Source organism: Catenulispora pinistramenti (assembly GCF_018274385.1).
In the GTDB taxonomy this organism is placed as follows: Bacteria; Actinomycetota; Actinomycetes; order Streptomycetales; family Catenulisporaceae; genus Catenulispora; species Catenulispora pinistramenti.
Map to the genome: position 1 here is coordinate 15,355 of NZ_JAAFYZ010000103.1, position 18,462 is coordinate 33,816.

16 protein-coding genes and 1 pseudogene are annotated in these 18,462 nt (G+C 69.0%); 9 read left to right on the forward strand and 8 right to left on the reverse strand.

Features of this window, described 5'->3' with window-relative positions; all coding sequences use genetic code 11:
* Window positions 1–4: 4 nt before the first annotated feature.
* Both KGQ19_RS26605 and KGQ19_RS26610 read right to left on the reverse strand, forming a co-directional pair.
* A complete protein-coding gene (locus KGQ19_RS26605; protein WP_212013218.1) occupies window positions 5–1,198 on the reverse strand; it encodes an acyl-CoA dehydrogenase family protein in 1,194 nt (397 codons plus the stop codon).
* Window positions 1,199–1,211: 13 nt separating this feature from the next.
* Window positions 1,212–2,855 carry an AMP-binding protein gene (locus KGQ19_RS26610; protein ID WP_212013220.1) on the reverse strand — a complete coding sequence of 548 codons (1,644 nt, stop codon included), beginning with the start codon at window positions 2,853–2,855 and terminating at the stop codon, window positions 1,212–1,214.
* A 115-nt stretch (window positions 2,856–2,970) separates the two neighbouring features.
* Here KGQ19_RS26610 and KGQ19_RS26615 point away from each other — a divergent pair, with 115 nt between their 5' ends.
* Complete coding sequence (locus KGQ19_RS26615) at window positions 2,971–3,567, forward strand: TetR/AcrR family transcriptional regulator (RefSeq protein ID WP_212013222.1); 597 nt, start codon at window positions 2,971–2,973, stop codon at window positions 3,565–3,567.
* A gap of 176 nt (window positions 3,568–3,743) precedes the next feature.
* Here the strand turns inward: KGQ19_RS26615 and KGQ19_RS26620 are convergent, their stop codons facing one another.
* Window positions 3,744–4,169 (reverse strand): hypothetical protein, encoded by a 426-nt coding sequence (locus KGQ19_RS26620; RefSeq protein ID WP_212013225.1) that lies wholly within the window; start codon window positions 4,167–4,169, stop codon window positions 3,744–3,746.
* An 82-nt stretch (window positions 4,170–4,251) separates the two neighbouring features.
* Here KGQ19_RS26620 and KGQ19_RS26625 point away from each other — a divergent pair, with 82 nt between their 5' ends.
* Entirely contained in the window at window positions 4,252–4,986 is a 735-nt protein-coding gene (locus KGQ19_RS26625; protein WP_212013249.1) for a Type 1 glutamine amidotransferase-like domain-containing protein, read from the forward strand.
* A 339-nt stretch (window positions 4,987–5,325) separates the two neighbouring features.
* Here the strand turns inward: KGQ19_RS26625 and KGQ19_RS26630 are convergent, their stop codons facing one another.
* A complete protein-coding gene (locus KGQ19_RS26630; RefSeq protein WP_212013251.1) occupies window positions 5,326–6,180 on the reverse strand; it encodes a S1 family peptidase in 855 nt (284 codons plus the stop codon).
* 203 nt (window positions 6,181–6,383) lie between these two features.
* Window positions 6,384–7,967 (reverse strand): alpha/beta fold hydrolase, encoded by a 1,584-nt coding sequence (locus tag KGQ19_RS26635; protein WP_212013253.1) that lies wholly within the window; start codon window positions 7,965–7,967, stop codon window positions 6,384–6,386.
* 433 nt (window positions 7,968–8,400) lie between these two features.
* Between KGQ19_RS26635 and KGQ19_RS52960 the strand changes: the two are divergent.
* The 3 genes and pseudogenes from KGQ19_RS52960 to KGQ19_RS26650 all read left to right on the forward strand — a co-directional run.
* Window positions 8,401–8,580 (forward strand): annotated as a pseudogene (locus tag KGQ19_RS52960) (HAMP domain-containing protein); the annotation flags it as partial.
* 134 nt (window positions 8,581–8,714) lie between these two features.
* Window positions 8,715–9,233 carry a sensor histidine kinase gene (locus KGQ19_RS50030; RefSeq protein ID WP_230419492.1) on the forward strand — a complete coding sequence of 173 codons (519 nt, stop codon included), beginning with the start codon at window positions 8,715–8,717 and terminating at the stop codon, window positions 9,231–9,233.
* The gene (locus KGQ19_RS26650; RefSeq protein WP_212013292.1) at window positions 9,230–9,925 is read left to right on the forward strand and encodes a response regulator transcription factor; all 696 of its coding nucleotides are present in this window, start codon (window positions 9,230–9,232) and stop codon (window positions 9,923–9,925) included. Before KGQ19_RS50030 ends, KGQ19_RS26650 begins: the two co-directional genes overlap by 4 nt.
* 7 nt (window positions 9,926–9,932) lie before the next feature.
* Here the strand turns inward: KGQ19_RS26650 and KGQ19_RS26655 are convergent, their stop codons facing one another.
* Complete coding sequence (locus tag KGQ19_RS26655) at window positions 9,933–10,163, reverse strand: ferredoxin (protein WP_212013294.1); 231 nt, start codon at window positions 10,161–10,163, stop codon at window positions 9,933–9,935.
* Window positions 10,157–11,359, reverse strand: coding sequence for a cytochrome P450 (locus KGQ19_RS26660; protein WP_212013295.1), 1,203 nt, complete (start codon window positions 11,357–11,359; stop codon window positions 10,157–10,159). The genes KGQ19_RS26655 and KGQ19_RS26660 overlap by 7 nt, the downstream gene beginning before the upstream one ends.
* 345 nt (window positions 11,360–11,704) lie before the next feature.
* Here KGQ19_RS26660 and KGQ19_RS26665 point away from each other — a divergent pair, with 345 nt between their 5' ends.
* Together KGQ19_RS26665 and KGQ19_RS26670 are read left to right on the forward strand one after the other, a co-directional pair.
* On the forward strand, window positions 11,705–13,024 hold the full coding sequence (locus KGQ19_RS26665) for an alpha/beta hydrolase (protein ID WP_212013297.1): 1,320 nt from the start codon (window positions 11,705–11,707) through the stop codon (window positions 13,022–13,024).
* Window positions 13,025–13,363: 339 nt separating this feature from the next.
* On the forward strand, window positions 13,364–14,719 hold the full coding sequence (locus KGQ19_RS26670) for a recombinase family protein (RefSeq protein WP_212013299.1): 1,356 nt from the start codon (window positions 13,364–13,366) through the stop codon (window positions 14,717–14,719).
* A 455-nt stretch (window positions 14,720–15,174) separates the two neighbouring features.
* Here the strand turns inward: KGQ19_RS26670 and KGQ19_RS26675 are convergent, their stop codons facing one another.
* On the reverse strand, window positions 15,175–15,765 hold the full coding sequence (locus tag KGQ19_RS26675) for a CGNR zinc finger domain-containing protein (RefSeq protein WP_212013301.1): 591 nt from the start codon (window positions 15,763–15,765) through the stop codon (window positions 15,175–15,177).
* An 84-nt stretch (window positions 15,766–15,849) separates the two neighbouring features.
* Between KGQ19_RS26675 and KGQ19_RS26680 the strand changes: the two genes are divergently transcribed.
* Complete coding sequence (locus tag KGQ19_RS26680; protein WP_212013303.1) at window positions 15,850–17,061, forward strand: MFS transporter; 1,212 nt, start codon at window positions 15,850–15,852, stop codon at window positions 17,059–17,061.
* A gap of 109 nt (window positions 17,062–17,170) precedes the next feature.
* Entirely contained in the window at window positions 17,171–17,800 is a 630-nt protein-coding gene (locus tag KGQ19_RS26685) for an ABC transporter ATP-binding protein (protein WP_307856516.1), read from the forward strand.
* Window positions 17,801–18,462 lie beyond the last annotated feature (662 nt).

Below are 18,462 nucleotides of genomic sequence, written 5' to 3' on the forward strand. Positions count from 1 at the left end.
GTCGTCAGGCTGCTGACTGACCGGCTCCCTCCAGCAGCAGCTTGGCGATCCCGTTCTTCTGGATCTCCGACGTACCGGTCAGCACCCGGAACATTCGAACCCTGCGGAACAGGTACTCGACCTCGTTGCCCTGGGTCAGGCCCTCCTTGCCGTGGATCTGCACCGCCTCGTCCAGGATCCGGAAGGCGGTCTCGGCGACGTTCAGCTTGCACATGAACGCCTCCAGGCGCGGCACCGTCCCGGTGTCCAGCTCCGCCAGTGCCGCGTAGGTCATCGCCCGAGCCGCGTAGTAGGAGGTGGCCATGTCGGCGAGTTTGTGTTGGATGGATTGCAGATCGCCGAGGGGGGCGCCCCGGACGATCCGCGTCCGGGACCGCGCCAGCGTCAGCTCCAACGCACGCCGCGTCATACCGAGCACGCTCGGGCAGTGCAGCAGCCGGTTGACGTTGACCCGGCCCAGGCCCAGTGTGAAGCCGTCGCCTTCCTTGCCGAGCAGGTTCGCGGCCGGCACCAGTGCGTCATCGAGCACGATGTCGCTCTCGATGTGCTCGCCGGACATCGGGGTGGCGCCGGGCAGTACCTGGCAGCCGGCGCAGTCCAGATCAACGAGGAACGCCGAGTAGGTCTTCTCGGTGTCGGCCATGCGCGCCACCACGATCGCGAAGTCCGCGACCGGGCCGGCGCTGGAGAAGACCTTGTGACCGGTCAGGCGGTATCCGTCGGTGACCCGCACCGCTGTGGTGCGCATCGCCCGCACATCCGATCCCGCGTCCGCCTCGGTGAGGGAGAAACAGCAGGCCCGTTCGGCGCGCACCACTGGCAGGAAGTACTTCTCCATCTGGTGTTCGGTCGCGGCGGCCATGATGTCGCCGGCCCGGAGCGGGCCGCCCATCTCGCCGAGCACGCTGCTGCCCAGCACTCGGCCGCTGGCCGCGACCTCCTCCTTGAGGGCGGCCAGCTGTGTGTGGGTGAGGCCTTGGCCGCCGAGGCGGGGCGGCAGGTGGATGCCGTAGAACCCGAGCTCGCGGCTGCGGCGCCACACCGGTTCCAACAGCTCGCGGGTGATCGGGGTGGACGGGGTGAGGGCGTGTTCGTGTTCGTATTCAGCCAACTCGTCGTCCAGGTACTCGCGAAGCTGCTCGACCAGATTCTGCAAGAGCGGATCGGACGCGTAGTCCGGGCGCAGGGAGAACAACATCTTCGACCGCCCCTCAGTTGACCCGGCGCTCGGCGCCGGCCCAGTACGTCTCCCGGACGGCCTTGCGATCGATCTTGCCGTTGCGGTTGAGCGGGAGCATCAGGACGAAGTCGATGGAGCGCGGTTTCTTCAGCCGGTCCAGCCGTCCGGCGCAGAACTCGATCAGCTCCGCAGCCAGGTCCTCAGCGGCCGTTTCCGGCTCGGCGGGGGAGCGCAGCACCACGACGGCCTTGACCGCCTCACCCCACCGCGGGTCCGGGACGCCGACCACACACGCTTCGAGCACTGACGGATGGTCGTACAGCACGGTCTCCACCTCGGAGCTGTAGATGTTGTAGCCGCCAGAGATGATCATGTCCTTCTTGCGGTCGACGATGAAGACGTACCCGTCCTCGCGCATCCAGGCCAGGTCGCCGGTGTGCACCCAGCCGTCGCGGATCGTCTCGGCGGTCAGCTCCGGCGCGCGCCAGTACTCCCGCACGCAGTCCGCGCCGCGCACCACGATCTCGCCGACGCGCCCCGGCGCCACCTCCCGGCCCTGCCCGTCGACCACGCGGACTTCGGAGTCGTATTCGGGCCGGCCGCAGGACTGCAACAGCTCGGGGTCGTCCTCGATGGCGCGGGCGATCTCGGCGGCGCTGATCGACAACACCACCGACGTGGTTTCGGCCAGGCCGTAGCCCTGGCCGACGATCGGCCCGAACGCGGCCACGGCTTCGCGCAGCCGGGCCGGCGAGATCGGCGCGCCGCCGACGCGCAGATCGGTCAGGCTCGACAGGTCGTAGTCGGCCGTCTGCTGGTGCGCCACCAGCATGGTGAGCATCACCGGGACGACGAAGGTGGCGTTGATGCGTTCGCGCTCGATCGTGGCCAGGAACGCGTCCGGATCCCAGGCCGGCAGCAGGTGGACCGTGGTGCCGGCGAAGACGCACGCCAGCAGTGGCATGCCGGCGGCGTGCGTCACGGGGCCGACGACCAGATAGCGCGTGTCCGGGCGGGGCCGTGGGTCGCCCATCAGCTGCTTGCGCATGTTGGCCAGGCGGTTGCCGACGGTCTGGACGGCGGCCTTCAACAAGCCGGTCGAGCCGGAGGTGTAGTTCAGGACCGCGGTGTCGTCGAGGGCGACGTCGGTGCGTATCGGCGCGTTGCCGCCCGTTTCCAGCAGCGTTTCATAGGCGAGTTCGGCGTCGGCTGTGGGGCCGTCGAAGACGACTGGGACGACTGGGCCGGCCGGAACTGCGGGGATGGCGGGGACGACCGGGACGACCGGGACGCCGGCATTGTCCTCGTCGCGGGCGCCTAGCGAGTCCAGTGCCGCTGAGGCCTCTTCCCGATGCGCGGCGTCGTACAACACCACCTTCGCCTGCGAGGAGGCGAGGATGTGCGCGATCTCGGAGCGTCCCAGCCGGGCGTTGATCGGGACTCGGGCCAGGCCGGCTTTGTACAGGGCGAATTCGACGACGACCAACTCCCCGCGATTCCAGGCCAGGCTCGCCACGGCGTCCCCGGGCCGCAGGCCGCGGGCCAGCAGCGCCGAGGCCAGCCGGTTGGCGTCGGCTTCCAGCTCCGCGAACGTCCACGACCGCGGACCGCTGACCAACGCCGGCGTGTCCGGCCAGGAACGCGCGGCGCGCGTCAGATAGATCCCCAGGTTCATCGTGCGTCTCCTTCAGCATAACTGAACTACCTGTTTGTTTCCAGACGGTCAGTTCAGTATCGTTCATGCTGTCAAGAGTCCCTAGACTGGGCGCGACGACGACGGAAGGGCGGCTATGGCGGAGGACAGGCGGACCCGCCGTACTCGGCGATCCCTGCGCGACGCGTTGGTGTCCCTGGTGCTGGAAAGGGGATTCGCGGCGCTCACGGTGGACGACATCACCGAGCGCGCCGACGTCGCGCGGGCCACCTTCTACAGCCACTGCCGTGACAAGGACGACCTGTTCACGCGCGTCACCGCCGACCTGCTCCAGGAGTTGGCCGGCCGTCTCGAAGGGGTGACCGATGAGACCGCGGTCGGTTTCACCGGCAAGCCGCTGCTCGAACTCTTCCGCCACGCCGAGGCCGAGCGAGATCTGTACCGGGTGATCCTGCGCGGCGAGGGCGACGGCAGACCGCTGAGTACGTTCACGGACGAATCCGTCACCCGCGTCGCAGCCGTCTTCCGCGAACGCGCCGTGACCACCGGTGCCGAACCCCGCATCGACCCCGAACTCCTGGCCCGCGCCTGGGTCGGCGAGCAGTTCGCGGTCCTGCGCTGGTGGCTCGAGCAGGAACCGAGACCCATGCCCGCCGAGGAGTTGGCCGACAACCTCCGAATGCTGGCCGTCCACGGCCGCTACTGGGCCAGCGGCTTGAACGGCGCGCCGTAGCCGGGCGTGGGCGGACAGACGCCGGCCCAAAACAGTGCTCTGATATCCCGATCCGGGAGGGCTGCCGCACGAGGGCACATGGAGGCCGGCAACGGCATGCCGCCGACCATCATCAGCGCCAGATACAGCTCCGGCCCGTCGGCATGGCGATGGGGTAGTCCCGGGGCGGCGGACGCTCAGGGAAGTTTGCGCTCGCCGGGCGGCCGCCCGCGCTGCTCCTTCTTGGCTTGCTTCTGCGCCTGCCTGTAGGCGTCCACCATGGCTTCCGTCTCAGGGGTTATCTTCATCCGGCCACGGCCGCTGGCCGAGACATCCATCGCCAACCCGGACGCCTTCACGGCGCTGACCCCGGGATGCCGTTGTGCGGCGGCGGCCTTCTCGGGCTCGGCGGCGCGCGCCGGGCGGCCCAGCAGGTCGGTGTGGCAGGCCAGCACCGCCTCGACCAGGCCGGCGCCGTATACCGCGCCGGCCAGCCGGTGCAGCCCGTCCCACTTGAAGCCGGCCTTCTTCAAAGCCCGCTTCTGGAAGTACGACATGCTCTCCAGAACGCGGATGACATCCTCGGGCGGCAGTGGTTTCGACGAGTCGTCCGAGTGGTCCATGTGGTCCATACTCGGTGGCGCGGGCCGCGGGGGCCAGCCGGGCGCTGAAAGCCGTGATTGCTGAAGGCTAAAGGAAGGTGTCATGAGGCTTCTCCTCACATCCGCCGGCATCAAGAACGCGAGTATCCACAACACCCTTGTCGAGCTGTTAGGCAAGCCGATCGCCGAGTGCGACGCGCTCTTCATCCCCACCGCCATCTACCCCTTCCCCGGCGGGGCCGGCATGGCGTGGCAGGCGGTCAGCGGCAAGAGCGCATCGCTATTGGCCGATCTGGGCTGGAAGTCGATGGGGATCCTGGAGCTGACGGCGCTGCCGAGCATCGGGGAAGCCGCGTGGCTGCCGGCGGTCCGGGACGCTGACGTGCTGCTGGTGTGGGGCGGCGACCCGTTGTTCCTCGCTGACTGGATGCGTCGTTCCGGCCTGGCCGCCGTGTTGCCGACGTTGCGCTCCGAGGCGGTCTACGTGGGGGTGAGCGCGGGGAGTATCGCGGCGACCTCGACCTTCGTTGAGACCTATGAGGAACCGCCGCGTGCGAACAGTGGGCCGCTGAAATCGGAGGAGGTCGTCTTCACGTCGCCTCAAGGCGACGTCGATCGGATCCTGGTCACCGGGCACGGCGTCGGGCTTGCAGATTTCGCGGTGATCCCGCACTTCCAGCACCCGGACCACGCCGACGCCTCGACGGCCAACGCGGAGAAGTGGGCGGCACGGATTCCCGCCCCGACGTACGCGATCGATGACGACACGGCCATCAGCGTGGTCGACGGCGTCACGCGGGTCGTGTCCGAGGGACAGTGGAAACTGTTCCAACCCTGATACGGCGGGCGAAGAGCAGGCATCAGCCTTGCTGCATGCCGTGGGGAACCCGAGGCGACCGCTTGGGACGGTATGGCGCGGCCAGGTCGTCCGGGATCGGGCGGGCCGGCTAGAACTGAAACAGATAGGCCTCGCCGGGTAGGTATTCTTCGCCCTCTTCGAGATCGAACTTGTGGAACTCGACATAGACCCTGGCGGTCATGGCGCGAAGAGGCTGGTCCATCTCGTGGCTCCAGAGTGGCCGAAACGGAGAGTCCTTATCTACGGGCTACGGGCCCCTGTCTGTCCCGTTGTACCAGCCAGGGGCCCGCACCGCTCTACCGCTCTACCGCACTACCGTCACGGCTTGGGCAGCATGCACCCGGAGATCGTCAGGTCGATCGCGTTCGACGAGTTCAGGCACGTGGTGATCCAGTACGTCTCCTGGCCGTACCCCTGACCCTTCGTCTCCGTGGTGGTCCCGTCCGGGTTCACCTCGCAGGGGTTGTCCAGCGTGCACATCTGGCCGTCCTCGTTGATCGTGTTGTTCACGCCGATGACCTGGCCGGTGCTGGTGTCCACGACCGGGGAGCCGGAGCTGCCGCCGATGACGCCGCACCCGCTGAGGCCGTAGCGCAGCGAGTCGTGCCAGGTCCACTGGTCCTCTTCCACCGTGCCCGCGAAGCCGTTCAGGTCGCAGCTCCAGGTCTGGTCCCAGTAGCCCGAGGGGATGGCTATGGTGTCGCCGCTGGTCGGGTGCGAGGCGGAGATGGTGAGGGCGGTGGCGCCGTACTCGCTGTTCAGCGAGGCGTAGGTGTCGGTGAGTTCGTAGACCGCGATGTCGGTGTTGGTCATGGTCGCGTAGAGGAGCTTGTCCGCCTGGACCGTGCCCAGCTGGTTGCCGTTCGCGTCCAGCAGGGTGCCGGAGCGGCTGCTCGCGACGTTCTGCAGCACCTGGCCGGCCGAGGGCATGCCGCCCTCGAAGCAGTGCCCGGCGGTGAGCATCAGGGCCTGGTCGGTGTCCTGCGAGGTGGGGTAGCGGACCAGCGAGGCGGAGCAGTCGTCCAGGGCGATGGTGCTGGCCAGGGTGACGTTGACGTCCGGACGCGGCGCGGCGGTCGCGGTACCGGCCGTCGCGGTGCCGGCGGTCAGGGTGAGCGCGGACGCGATGGTCACGGCCGCCGCGGCGAGCATCGCCGCTGTTCGCTTGAGCATGGGATCTCCATGGGGCGAGGGTGGTGGCATGGTGCCGGGTGGCACGCGGCGGAGCGTAGGAACGAATCCGGCATGTGTCAACGCGTCCTGATATAAACCTCAAGACCGAAGCGCCGCTGTGGGTAGGCCATCGGCGAACCGGCGGCATGTCCACAGCGGCACGAAGCCAACGTAACCAGCTTTGGCGCGGAGCCAGCCGAGGACTAGGTGGCGTCGCCGGGCTGCAAACCCGGGCAAGAGCCCGAGTCGGGAGCGCCGGTCTCGAAGTACGCGGCCAGGTGCGCGGCGCACACCGGCACCTGCGCCAGCGAACCGTGCCGGAAGTCGTCGACGGTGAACACCGTCCCGCCGATCGTGTCCCGCATCTGCCACACCCACGGATACGGCGTCAGCGTCTCGTATCGGTGCCCTGACATCTCTAGCGACCCCGAGCTGTACCGCAGCGTGAAGTGCTGCACCGGCAGCGTCCAGCCCGCGCAGGTGGGACGCAGCGCCGTGAGGTCGCCGGTGACCGGGTTCTGCCGAAGGTTGCGCTGGTACTCGTCCCACAGCGGCTCGAAAGCGCGGGAGCTGTCGTCCTCGTTGCACAGATACGCCTGCTGCGCCGTCGGATTGAAGGCCTGCGGGGCACCGCTGGGCGGCGGGGGAGGCGGGCCGTCGCTGCCGGCCGCGGCCGGCACCCCGGGTGGGGCCGGCTGTCCGGAGACCGCGGTGGTCATGTTCTTCAGGGCGGCCGCGGCTTGCTCCCAGCCGGTGTTCTGCGAGCTCGCGAGGAAGGCTATGAAACCGCCGCCCAGGGGCGAGGCCATATCAGTGAACTGCCACGGATGCGCGTCGCCCTGCTCGCGCAAGGCCAGCACCCGCGCGGTCACCTTCTGGGCGGTGTCGCCCAAGCCGTAGACGCTGTCGCGCTGCGCCAGCCAGGCCGCGAACAGCCCGAAGTCCTGTTCCATGGCCTGTGTCGAGTCGTCTATGCGGTACGCCAGATCGTAAGCGCGGGGTGAGACGACGCTGTCCAGCCACATGCGATGGATCGTCGCCGGGAACATGCTCCGATACACCGCGCCGAGCTGGGTACCCCACGAGACGCCGAAGTAGCTCGCCTGCCGCTCGTGCAGCGCGCGCCGCAGTTGATCCAGGTCCCGCGCGGCGTTCGCAGTCGTGAGCTGTCCCAGGAACGCAGGGTCCGAAGAGGAGCAAGCGGCGTTGGTCTTCGCTGATTGGTCGTACGCCTGCCGCACCTGCGCCTTCGTCATCTGCCCGGACTGCGGCGGCGGCCCGCCCTGGATGCCGGAGCAGTCGTAGGAGGTGCTGTAGCCGATGCCGCGTGGATCGAAGCCGATCAGGTCGTACTGGTCGTTGAGCTGAGCGTCGGCGGGGTTCTGCAGGGCCAGCTGTTCCGGCATCAGGTAGCCGCTGCCGCCCGGGCCGCCGGGGTTCATGAACAGGACTCCCTGGCGGTGTGCCTGGTCCTTGGCCTTCAGCCGGGTGAACGCGATCGTGACGTGCTGCCCCTCCGGATGCCGATAGTCCAGCGGGACGCTCACCGTTCCACAGTCCGTGCGTGCCCACATCGTCCGGAAGGCCGCCCGGTCCTTCGGCTGGACGCCGAGGAACCCCAGGACGTCGTCCGAATACTGTGGGCACGCCTGCCATGCGATGGCCGGCGTCACAGAAGACTGCGAAGCAGTGTCCGGTGCCGCACTCGCGGTGCCGACCAGACCGAAGCCGGTGGCGCCTAAGGCCAGCCCGAGCGTCGCCGCGCCGTTGCGTTTACTGAGTTTCATGTCTCCGGTCTAGGCGAAGCCCGGCAACAGCCGAGTCACCGAGGCTGTTACCCGGTTGTTGACACCGGGCCCTGATACTTGGGTGATGTCCGTCCCGTGGTACCCGCGCAGGATCCGGATGCGGTTGACGCTGCTCTACGCGACGCTCTTCCTGGCCTCCGGCATAGTCCTGCTCGCCGTCGCGCTGTATCTGGTGTTCCGCAGCCCGATCCTGGTCACGTTCGATCCGGCGCCGCCGTCCCCGCCGTCACCGGTGCCGGGCATGTCCGATGTGCTGCGCGTCTTCCGGCCGGCCACCGGCACGGTCAGTCCCACCTGGGCCACGGTGCGCGCGGCCGCCGCGCAGTCGGCCGGGGTGCTGGCGGCGATGGCCGTGATGTCGGCCCTGCTGGGCTGGATCGTCGCCGGCCGGGTTCTCAGTCCTCTGCGGACCATGACGTTCCGGACGCGCAGGATCTCCGAGCAGAACCTGCACGAACGCCTGGCGCTGGCCGGTCCGCGCGACGAGATGACCGAACTGGCCACCACGATCGACGGCCTGCTCGGCCGATTGGAAGCGGCTTTCCAGGCGCAGCGCCGATTCATCGCCAACGCCTCCCACGAGTTGCGGACCCCGCTGGCCATGATGCGCACCTCCCTGGACGTCGCGGTCGCCAAGCCGGCGCGGCCGCGCGAAGTGGACGTGCTCGCGGGAAGCTGCGCGAGGGCCTGGACGCCGCGGACCGGTTGCTGGAGGGGCTGCTGTTGTTGGCCCGGACCCAGAACGTCGAGCGGATGGAGACCTCGGAGGTGTCGTTGCCAGACCTGCTCGACGTCGCGCTCCGAGCCCGCACGGCCGCGATCGAGGACAAGCACCTTTCGGTGGAACGGGAGGCGGGAGAGGCACTCTACCGGGGCAACGGCACGCTGTTGGCGAGTCTCGTGGACAACCTCGTGGACAACGCGATCCACCACAACGAGCCCGGCGGCTGGGTGCGCGCGCAGGTCATGACATCCCGCGACGAGGACGAGGACGAGGACGAGGACGACCGCACCAGCACCGGCCTGCGTGCTCGCATCATCGTCGAGAACGGCGGTCCGGTCCTGACCCAGGCCGAAGTGGACCTGCTCGGCCAACCGTTCCAGCGCCTCGGCCCGCAGCGCACGTCGCAGCCGGGCACCGGCCTGGGCCTGTCCATCGTCGCGGCGATCGTCGCGGTGCATCATGGCAGGCTCCTGCTACGGGCCCGGGACGAGGGCGGACTGCGCGCGGAGGTGGAGCTGTGAGGGTCCTGGTCGTGGAGGACGTCCGCCGGCTCGCCGACGACATCGGCGAGGGATTGCGGGACCAGGGCATGGCGGTGGACGTCGCCTACGACGGTCTGACGGCCTCGGAGAAGTGCGCGTCGACGGACTACGACGTCGTCGTCCTCGACCGAGACCTCCCGGGCCTGCACGGAGATGTGCTCTGCCGCCAGATCGCCGAGTCCGCGGATCCGGCACTGGTCCTCATGCTCACCGCGGCGGGTGCGCCCGACGAACGCGTCCAGGGTCTGCGCCTGGGAGCCGACGACTACCTGCCCAAGCCCTTCCACTTCCCCGAATTGGTGCTGCGCGTCCAAGCCCTGGCCCGGCGCCGGCCCGCGGCCCGGCCCCGGGTGCTGCGCGCGGCCGGCATCGAACTGGACCCGATGCTGCGCACGGCGACCCGGGGCGGCCGGCCGCTGCGGTTGTCGCCGAAGGAATTCGAGGTTCTCGCCGCGCTGCTCGCGGCGGCACCCGCCCCGATGAGCGCCGAGCACCTGCTGGAAAAGGTGTGGGACGAGAACGCCGATCCCTTCACCCGCACCGTCTCGGTCACGGTCGGCCGGCTGCGCCGCAAACTCGGCGCGCCGGACGTGATCGTGACGATAGCCGGTGCGGGCTATGGGATCGGTGTCTCAGAGGACGAAGATCTGCCGCCATCAGATTGTGTCTGAGACGGGTTCAGGCCTCGTCCTTCTCGAATCTCAGCGCGGAAGCAGGACACAGATTCACCGCGTCCCGCACCGCGTAACGGTGTTCCGCCGACGGTTCGGGCTCCAGTACCACGACCAGGCCTTCCTGCTCGTCCTGGTCGAACACCTCCGGCGCGTTCAGGGCGCACATCCCGGCTCCCATGCACTTGGAGCGGTCGGCCACGACGCGCAGCTTGACGTCCTCGGCCGGGCTCACCATGCGATCGGCAAGCTGTGGACGCCGTAGACGAGCATGTCGTCGCGGAACGGGATCTCTTCGAAGGGGGTCGCCAGGCGCAGGTTCGGCAGTCCGTTGATCAGGACGTCCAGCGCGATCTGGAGTTCGGCGCGGGCCAGCGGCTGGCCCAGGCACTGGTGCACGCCGAACCCGAAGGCGAGGTGCCGGCGCGCGTCCCGGCCGACGTCCACGGCGTCGGCGTCCGGGAAGGCCTCGTGGTCCCGGTTGGCCGCGTTGATCATCAGCAGCACGCCCTCGCCGGCCCGGATCCTCTGCCCGCCGATCTCCAGGTCCTCGACCGCCGTCCGGGCCAGTCCCTGGTGGATGATCGACAGGTAGCGCAGCATCTCCTCGACCGCGCCGCGGATCAGGCCGGGGTCCTCGCGCAGCCGCTTGAGCTGGTCCGGATTGCGCAGCAGGGTGAGGATCGACAGCGACGTCATGTTGGCGGTGGTCTCGTGCCCGGCCACCAGCAGCAGCGTGCCCATCGTGGCGATCTCGTCGGGGGTGAGTTCGTCGCGGTGGATCAGGCGGCTGATGATGTCCTCGTCGTCGCGGTCCCGCTTGGACTCGGCCAGGTTCTTGATGTAGTCGTTCAGATCGTCGCGGGCCACGCGGACCTGTTCGGCGCTGCTGGCGGCGCTCAGGAGGATGTGGCTCTGCTTCTGGAAGTAGGCGTGGTCCTCGTAGGGGACGCCCAGCAGCAGGCAGATCACCAGCGAGGGGAGCGGGAACGCGAACTCGGTGACCAGGTCGGCGTGGTTCTTGCCGCGGGTCATCGTGTCGAGCAGGTCCGAGGCGATCGCCGTGACCTGCGGCCGCAGCGACTCCACCCGCTTGATGATGAAGTCCGAGGTGAGCATGCGCCGCAGCCGGGCGTGCTCGGGGTCGTCCATCCGGATGAAGGACGCGCTCTGCGTGCCGAGCTGTCTGCGTCCGGGGCTGAGGAAGGGGAATCCGGGCTTGGTGCCGTCGGCGCTGAGCCGGTGGTCCTGCAACGCGGTCCGGATGTCCTGGTGCCGGGTGAGCATCCACACGGAGGAGCCGTCGAACAGCTGCACCCGGCTGACGGGGTTGTGCTCTCGGGCCTGGTCGTAGGCCGGAGGCGGGTCGAACGGACAGGCTCCGCGGGAGGCGGGGACGGCGAGGACTTCAGTCGACTGGTCCGCGAGAGTCATACGCCTGATCCTTTCCAGGTGGCACAAGTTAGCTTTGGTACGCTAACTAACTATCGGTCAGCCTAACTCACGCATGGTGATGAATAAAGGGGCGAATCGAGGGTTGAATCGGGGTGAATCAGGGGAGAGCCGGTCCTCAGCTCTCTGACAAGGGCAAATGCGTCAGGGTGTCAGGGGCGATAGGCCGGGAACCAAGCCGAACCCGACGAATGCCGCGATCGGCACCGTCGGCCCCGCCTGCCTTCTTCAGCGCGGTAAAAGACTTCCGCGTCCGTCCGTACCTCCAGGTGCCGGTAGATAGTTGACCTCGGAGACGTTCACGCGGACGTACAGATAGAGGGAGTCATGGAGTCGATGAAAGACCCGGCAGAGTTGGTGCAGCGGTTCGTGGGGTTCGCCGAGCAGGGCCAGTGGCAGCGGATCGAGGAGCTCTTCGCGCCGAATATGCGGGCCGTGGTTTCCGCCGACGCGGTCCGGGACGGGTGGGCCGCCGAGGCCGCACCGCTCGGCCCGGTCGCCGGATTCGGTGCGCCGCGCACCGAATCGGTTCCGGGCGGGCTGACGCGGGTGAGCGTCCCGGTCAGCTTCGCCAAGGGCGACCTCGTGATCGTCATCGCCACCGCCGAAGACGGGCTCCTGCACGGCCTGCGCCTCGGGGTGCCCGGGGAGTGGACCGTGCCGCCCTACGTCGCCCCGAAGCGGTTCACGGAGCGCGAGGTCGTGGTCGGCGAAGGCCCGCTGGCGGTGCCCGGCACGCTGACCATGCCCCGCGGTGACGGCCCGTTCCCGGCCGCGATCCTGCTGTCCGGCGGCGGACCCTTCGACCGCGACGGCGCCGCCGGACCGCTCAAGCCGCTCAAGGATCTGGCCTGGGGGCTGGGCAGCCGGGGCGTGGCGAGTCTGCGCTTCGACAAGGTCACCGCGGTCCACGCCGAGGTCCTGGCCGAGATGATCGAGTTCACGGCGGCCGATGAGTATCTGCCTTACGCGCTCGACGCGTTCCGGCAGCTCCGGGAGAACCCGGCGATCGTCACCGACCGCATCTATGTCCTCGGGCACAGCATGGGCGGCAAGATGGCGCCGCGGGTGGCCGCGGCCGAGCCGGGTATCGCAGGGCTCGTACTCCTGGCCGCCGACGCGACGCCGATGCAGCGCTCGGCGGTCCGGGTCGCGCGCCATCTGGCCGGACTGGGTCTGGTGCCGGCCGAGATGGCGGCGGTCATGGAGCGGCAGGCGGCGACCGTCGAGAGCCCCGGCCTGTCCCGGTCGACGCCGATCGAAGACCTCCCGCTCGGCTACTCCGGCGCCTACTGGCTCGACCTGCGTTCCTACGATCCGGTGGCCACCGCGAAGACCTTGGACCTGCCGATGTTCATCGCGCAGGGCGGCCGCGACTACCAGGTCACCGTCACCGACGATCTCGCTTTGTGGCGGGCCGGGGTCGGGGATCGCCCTCATGTGGACATCCGCGTATATGACGCCGACAACCACATGTTCACGCCCGGCAGCGGCCCCTCGACGCCGGCCGAGTACTCGACGCCGGCCAACGTCGATCCGGCGGTGATCGACGATCTGGCGGGCTGGCTCGACCCGGACTCCCCGGACTCCCCGGACTCCCCGGGCTCCCGGCGCCGGTTCTCCGGAATGCGTGTGCGCGGCAGCTGAAACCGGCTTCAACCACGTGTTAAGCGATATCCACGATCGCCCTTCATGATTTCTTCAGAAAGCGCGCCGCAGGTCAGGGAGTCGCGCGTGAAAGGCTACATACGACTTACTCACGGGGTGTAAAGTGCTGCGCGAGATAGGCTGTTTCCATTGGGAAATCGCCGTCGAGCTCGCTGAGGCGCCGGCTCCATCTTGTCGTGCGCGTGCGTGCCCGGGCGGTTTCACTCGATGTGACCGACAGGGCCCGCATCGTTCACGTTAACAAGCTGTGACCTCGGTTCTCGTCGGGTGAGACTCCCCATCTCCTATGCCGCGTAGTAGATTCACAGTGTGGTTGACATGCGAGAACCGAATTCCGCGGTGGGTATCTACTGCTGCGTACCGCACATCGACGACGATGATCAGAGCACTGTCGACGTCCGCGAGCTCAGGTGCCGCGAGTACGCGCGGGCGCGGCGGCTGGCCGTGGCGCCCGCGGCGGTGCAGGCCGACGCCGTGCGCACGGTGTGGAAGGCCAAGGGCGTCAAGCCGGGGTGGATCGCGACGCTGGCCGCCGTGGAGCGCCGGAAGGTCGACGACCTGATCCTGTACGCGCCCGGCTCGCTGCTCCGGCACCGGGCGCACGACCTGGTGCGGCTGCTGACCGTCTGCGAGCGCAACGGGATCAGGCTGCACAGCGTGGGTGATGAGTGGAACCTGGCCGACCCGGCGCAGCGCCGGACGATGACCGACCGCGCGAGCGCCGCGTGGCGCTCCGCGCAGGCCGTCTCCCGGGCGTCCCGGGCCGCGCACCGCGGCGCCGCACTGGCCGGCCGGCCGCACGGCGGCGGCCGCCGCGCCTTCGGCTACGAGTCGGGCATGAGCGCCGTGGTCCCGGCCGAGTCCAAGGTGATCCGCGAGGTCTTCTCACGCTTCCTCGAAGGCGAGACGCTGCGCGCGATCGCCTTCGACCTGAACGATCGCAACGTGCCCACCGCGCTGGGCTCGGCGTGGACGGTCGGCGGCGTCGGCCGCATCCTCGACGCCCCGCGCTACGCCGGCATCCGCGTCTTCCGCGGCCAGGTCCGCGCCGACGACGGCGGCTATCTGCTCGGGGCGTGGGAGCCGTGCGTCAGCGTCGAGGAGTGGGAGCGGGTGCGCGCGCTGCGTGCCGACCACGCGCCTCGGCCCAACGGGGTGCGCAACGGCAGTGAGCGCTCGGGGTATCTGCTGACCGGCTTGGTCGAGTGCATGGCTTGCGGGCACAGCATGGTCGGCTCGGTCGTCGGCGGCTACCGCATGTACGCCTGCGCCTCGACGCGCAACCGGCCGCCGGAGGAGTGCGCGCGCTCGATCGGGGCGACGTCGTTCGAGGTGCATGTGCAGCAGGACGCGGTGCGGATTCTGCAGGAGTGGGACGCCGAGCGTGTCGCGGCGCTGCCGATGGTGGGCAACCGCCGGCCCGAGGTGCGGCCCGGCGATGTCGAGCACGCGGCCTTCGGGGATATCCACGGTGGGGTGGTGGTCCGCTCGGCTTCGGCCGTGGACGGGATCGTGACCGGGCCGGACGCCGGGTTGGATTGGCCGCGCGTGCCGTTGCGCCGCCGGGCCGAGGTGCTGCGCTTCCTGTACACGGTGATCCGGGTCGGGCCGAAGACGACGAGCCGGGGGGTTTTTGATCCGGGGCGGATTGCTTTGGTGCCGCATCCTTTGTAGGGCTTGGGGATGTGGGGCTTGGAAATGTAGGGGTTGAGGTCAGGGACGCGGATCGTTGTGGGCGGTCGGGGGCTGGGCTGCTGGTAGCGGCGTCGGCTACGTCGTGGCGGGGCGGCCACAGTGCATGCGATCCGGTGCTTGGAACGAGCCCGGGGCACGCTCGGCGCGATCGCCCGCGACCCGGCACTGTGGCGGCGCCGGGCGGCGACGATGTCCGGTCGGCGTTGGCGTGGCTGGGAATCGGAAGCCGGGAACGGCGTCGGTTGTCCGTGTTGCGACGTTGATCCGTCCGAGTCCCGGTGGGCACTGGAACGAGTCCTTCACGCGCTGCCCCGTCGGGCTCGGCGTGAGCTTGCCGCGGTGATGAAGGCGGCGGATTCCCGAGTACTGGCAACGACCTTCGGCCACGAACCCGGATGCCGCCGGCTGGTGGGACCGGCGCGTGTGATCGCGGCTCAGCTGTGCTCCGGGTGCCTGGCCCGCCACGTGTTCTTCTTGGCCTGGTTGCCGCAGCGGTCCATCGAGCACCAGCGGCGGGTTCCGGGGCGGGAGGTGTCGAGGAACCAGGCGCCGCAGTTCGGGTTGGCGCAGTCGCGGATGCGGGGGAGGAGAGGGGAGGTCGCCAGGTCGAGGGCGTCGCCGGCGATTGCGGCCAGGGTGGCGGTGATCGGGTCGGCGGCGGCGTGGGTCAGGGTGCCGGTTTCGTCGAGGACGGGGTGCGGGGTCGGGCCGGATGCGACCTTGTTGAGCAGGAGGCGCGCGGCCGGTGGGCAGTCCGCGGGGGTGGTCGTGCGCGCGGCTGCCAGGAGGGCGTGGACGGCTTCGCGGGTTTGTTGTGCGGTGGTGAGGGTGCGGGGAGTCGGCGTGGCGATCGGTTGGGCGGGGTCGTAGGGGCCGAGTTGGTGTACCCAGGCGGCTAGGGCTTTGGGGGTGGCGAGTTCTTCGAGTGCCTGGGGTGTGCCGCGCCATCGCAGGGTTCGGATGAAGTCCAGACATAGGCGGCCGGAGCCGGTGCGGAAGACGGGGTCTGGTTCTGCGGTGGTCACGGGTCCAGCTTACTGCGGAACCGGTTTGACTGGTGTACTTTGGTGGAACCAGTTAAACCGGTTCCGGTCTTGTGAGGTGCCCTCTTGTCCGCACTTGTCGCATCCCCTGCTCCCACTCTGAAACCGGCGCTGAGCCGGCCGTTGACGTTGCTGCTCTCGATCGCGTGCGGGGTGGCCGTCGCGAACATCTACTTTCCGCAGGCGATCAGTCCACTGATCGCCGATGGGTTGAAAGTGAGTAAGAGTTCTGCCGCTCTGGTCACGACCTGTGCCCAACTCGGGTACGCCGCCGGGATCTTCCTGCTGGTGCCGCTCGGGGACCGGGTCCGGCATCGGCGGTTGGTCACGGTGTTGCTGCTGCTGACCGCGGTTGGGCTGGTCCTCGCCGGTACGGCTGACGCGCTGCCGATGATGGTGCTCGCCAGCACCCTGATCGGGGTGACGACGGTCGTCCCGCAGATCCTGATCCCGATGGCGGCCGGGCTGGCCGAGCCCGAGCGGCGGGGTGAGGTGACCGGGACCCTGTTGTCCGGGCTGATCGGCGGGATCCTTTTGGCCCGCACGTTTTCCGGGACGCTCGGCCAGTGGCTCGGATGGCGGGCGCCGTATCTGGTCGCGGCTGTCGCGGTGCTGGTGTTGTCGGTGGCGTTGGCCGTGTTGATGCCGGTGACCACGCCGAGTACCGGCGAGCGGTATCCGGCGTTGCTGGCCGCCTCGGTGCGGTTGTTGCGGGCGGAGCCGTTGCTGCGGCGGTCGTGCCAGTACCAGGTGCTGGTGTTCGCGGGGTTCAGCGCGGCTTGGACGGCGTTGGCCTTGCACGTCACGGGTCCGACGTACCACCTCGGCACGCCGGCGGTCGGGCTGCTGGCGTTGGTCGGCGCCGGGAGCATGTTCGCGACGCCGCGGGCCGGCCGGGCCACCGACCGGCTCGGGCCGGACGCGGTGAATCTGCGGTGCCTGCTCGGGGTGTTGGCAGCCGCGGGTGTGCTGCTGCTCGGCACGGTCGGCGGGGTGCTCGGGCTGGTCGGTCTGGCGGTGGGGATGCTCGCGCTGGACGTCGCGGTGCAGTCGGGGCAGGTCGCGAATCAGGCCCGGATCTTCGCGCTGCGGCCGCAGGAGCGGGCCCGGTTGAACACGGCGTATATGACGTGCGCGTTTCTCGGCGGGAGTGCCGGATCGTGGCTTGGAGTGCGTGCTTATTCGGCGTTCGGCTGGAACGGGGTGTGCGGGGTCGTCGCGGTGGTGGGCGGCGCCGCGCTGGTGCGGTGTTCGCTCGCCGGGAAGCCTCGGGGTTGATACCTAGGATCCCTAAAGCCTAGGCCTCCTAGGTATGACGATGATCGCTGCTGCCGGCCTCGCCAAGAGCTACGGCGCCGAGCCGAACCGCGTGCCCGCACTGCGCGGCGTGGACGTCGCGATCCCGGAGGGCACCTTCACCGCGGTGACGGGTCCTTCGGGATCGGGCAAGTCCACGCCGCTGCACTGCCTGTCGGGACTGGATACCGTGGATGCCGGGACGGTGCGCATCGGCGACACCGAGATCACGGCCCTGCCGGAGCGCGCACTGACCCGGCTGCGGCGCGAGCGGATCGGCTTCGTGTTCCAGGCGTTCAACCTGCTGCCGACCCTCACCGCCGGAGAGAACATCGTCCTGCCCCTGGAACTCACCGGCCGCCGCCCCGACGCGGAGCACTTCGAAGCGGTGGTCACCCTCCTCGGCCTGGCCGACCGCCTGGAACACCGGCCCGCGCAGCTGTCCGGCGGCCAGGCGCAGCGCGTCGCGATCAGAACCGAGATATGGCGCCCGGGTGGCGACGATGCTCTCGCTGGTGCTGTATCAGGCAACGTTTGCCCGGGAGCTTTCGCTTTGCTCGGGAGCTCGCGATGTGGTTCGCGATGTGCCGGTCGGCGGGCGGGATTCGTCGGCGGGTGGAGTTTGCTGGGGGCTGGAGTTTGCTGGGGGCTGGAGTTTGTGGGCCGGGTTGCGGTTGGTCTGTGGTTTTCAAAGCATTTTACGGCCTTCGGTCATGGTTGAGCCGGTTCGGGGTTCGGGTCGGCGAGTCTGTGTTTCGGCTGCCCGTTCGCGCGTTCACAACCCCGCCGCACCTCAGGCCTCTTCAACTCCAGTTAGCCAGTGCAAGATCAAGAACTGTGATGAAGAGCCGGGCCTCCGGCGGGCCTCGGCAACCTCAGGGAAACTAGCGCGGTTCCCTCGGGTGGCTGATCTAGTCTCAGCGGCTGCGGTTTGTGAGGTGGTGCGGTTCGTTCCCCTCGGTCGCGTCGTCAGCCCGGGGGGTACAGCACCGGTGTCCGGGGGTAAAGTCCGCGCACTTGCGGTTGGGTGCCCGAGCTGCGGTTTTGATAGCGCGAACTTGACCCCCGGCCACCGGCACTGTAGGCGAAGCCCTGCCGACGCGACCGAGGGGAACGAACCGAAAACCGACCGGAAGAATAGCAATCACAGGGACCAAGGGCGCGGGTTGGTTGCTGCCGCTGCGGGTGAGGGCGTGGCGACGGGCCGGTGATCAGTTGGTCGAGAACATGCCCGGGTGCGGTAGGCGGCATGCCTTGGTAGCCAGGTCTATATGCCATCCGGCGGTGGCCATCTTGGTGGTCAGGTCTGTCTATCATCCGGCGGCAGCCATCTCGGCGGCCAGGCGAACCCGCGCCCACACCTGCACCTGTCTCTTATACACA

Coding starts and splice junctions, on each gene's coding strand:
- KGQ19_RS26605 (WP_212013218.1), bottom strand. CDS start 1,198: ATGTTGTTCTCCCTGCGCCCGGACTACGCGTCCGATCCGCTCTTGCAG.
- KGQ19_RS26610 (WP_212013220.1), bottom strand. CDS start 2,855: ATGAACCTGGGGATCTATCTGACGCGCGCCGCGCGTTCCTGGCCGGAC.
- KGQ19_RS26615 (WP_212013222.1), top strand. CDS start 2,971: ATGGCGGAGGACAGGCGGACCCGCCGTACTCGGCGATCCCTGCGCGAC.
- KGQ19_RS26620 (WP_212013225.1), bottom strand. CDS start 4,169: ATGGACCACTCGGACGACTCGTCGAAACCACTGCCGCCCGAGGATGTC.
- KGQ19_RS26625 (WP_212013249.1), top strand. CDS start 4,252: ATGAGGCTTCTCCTCACATCCGCCGGCATCAAGAACGCGAGTATCCAC.
- KGQ19_RS26630 (WP_212013251.1), bottom strand. CDS start 6,180: ATGCTCAAGCGAACAGCGGCGATGCTCGCCGCGGCGGCCGTGACCATC.
- KGQ19_RS26635 (WP_212013253.1), bottom strand. CDS start 7,967: ATGAAACTCAGTAAACGCAACGGCGCGGCGACGCTCGGGCTGGCCTTA.
- KGQ19_RS26655 (WP_212013294.1), bottom strand. CDS start 10,163: ATGGTGAGCCCGGCCGAGGACGTCAAGCTGCGCGTCGTGGCCGACCGC.
- KGQ19_RS26660 (WP_212013295.1), bottom strand. CDS start 11,359: ATGACTCTCGCGGACCAGTCGACTGAAGTCCTCGCCGTCCCCGCCTCC.
- KGQ19_RS26665 (WP_212013297.1), top strand. CDS start 11,705: ATGGAGTCGATGAAAGACCCGGCAGAGTTGGTGCAGCGGTTCGTGGGG.
- KGQ19_RS26670 (WP_212013299.1), top strand. CDS start 13,364: ATGCGAGAACCGAATTCCGCGGTGGGTATCTACTGCTGCGTACCGCAC.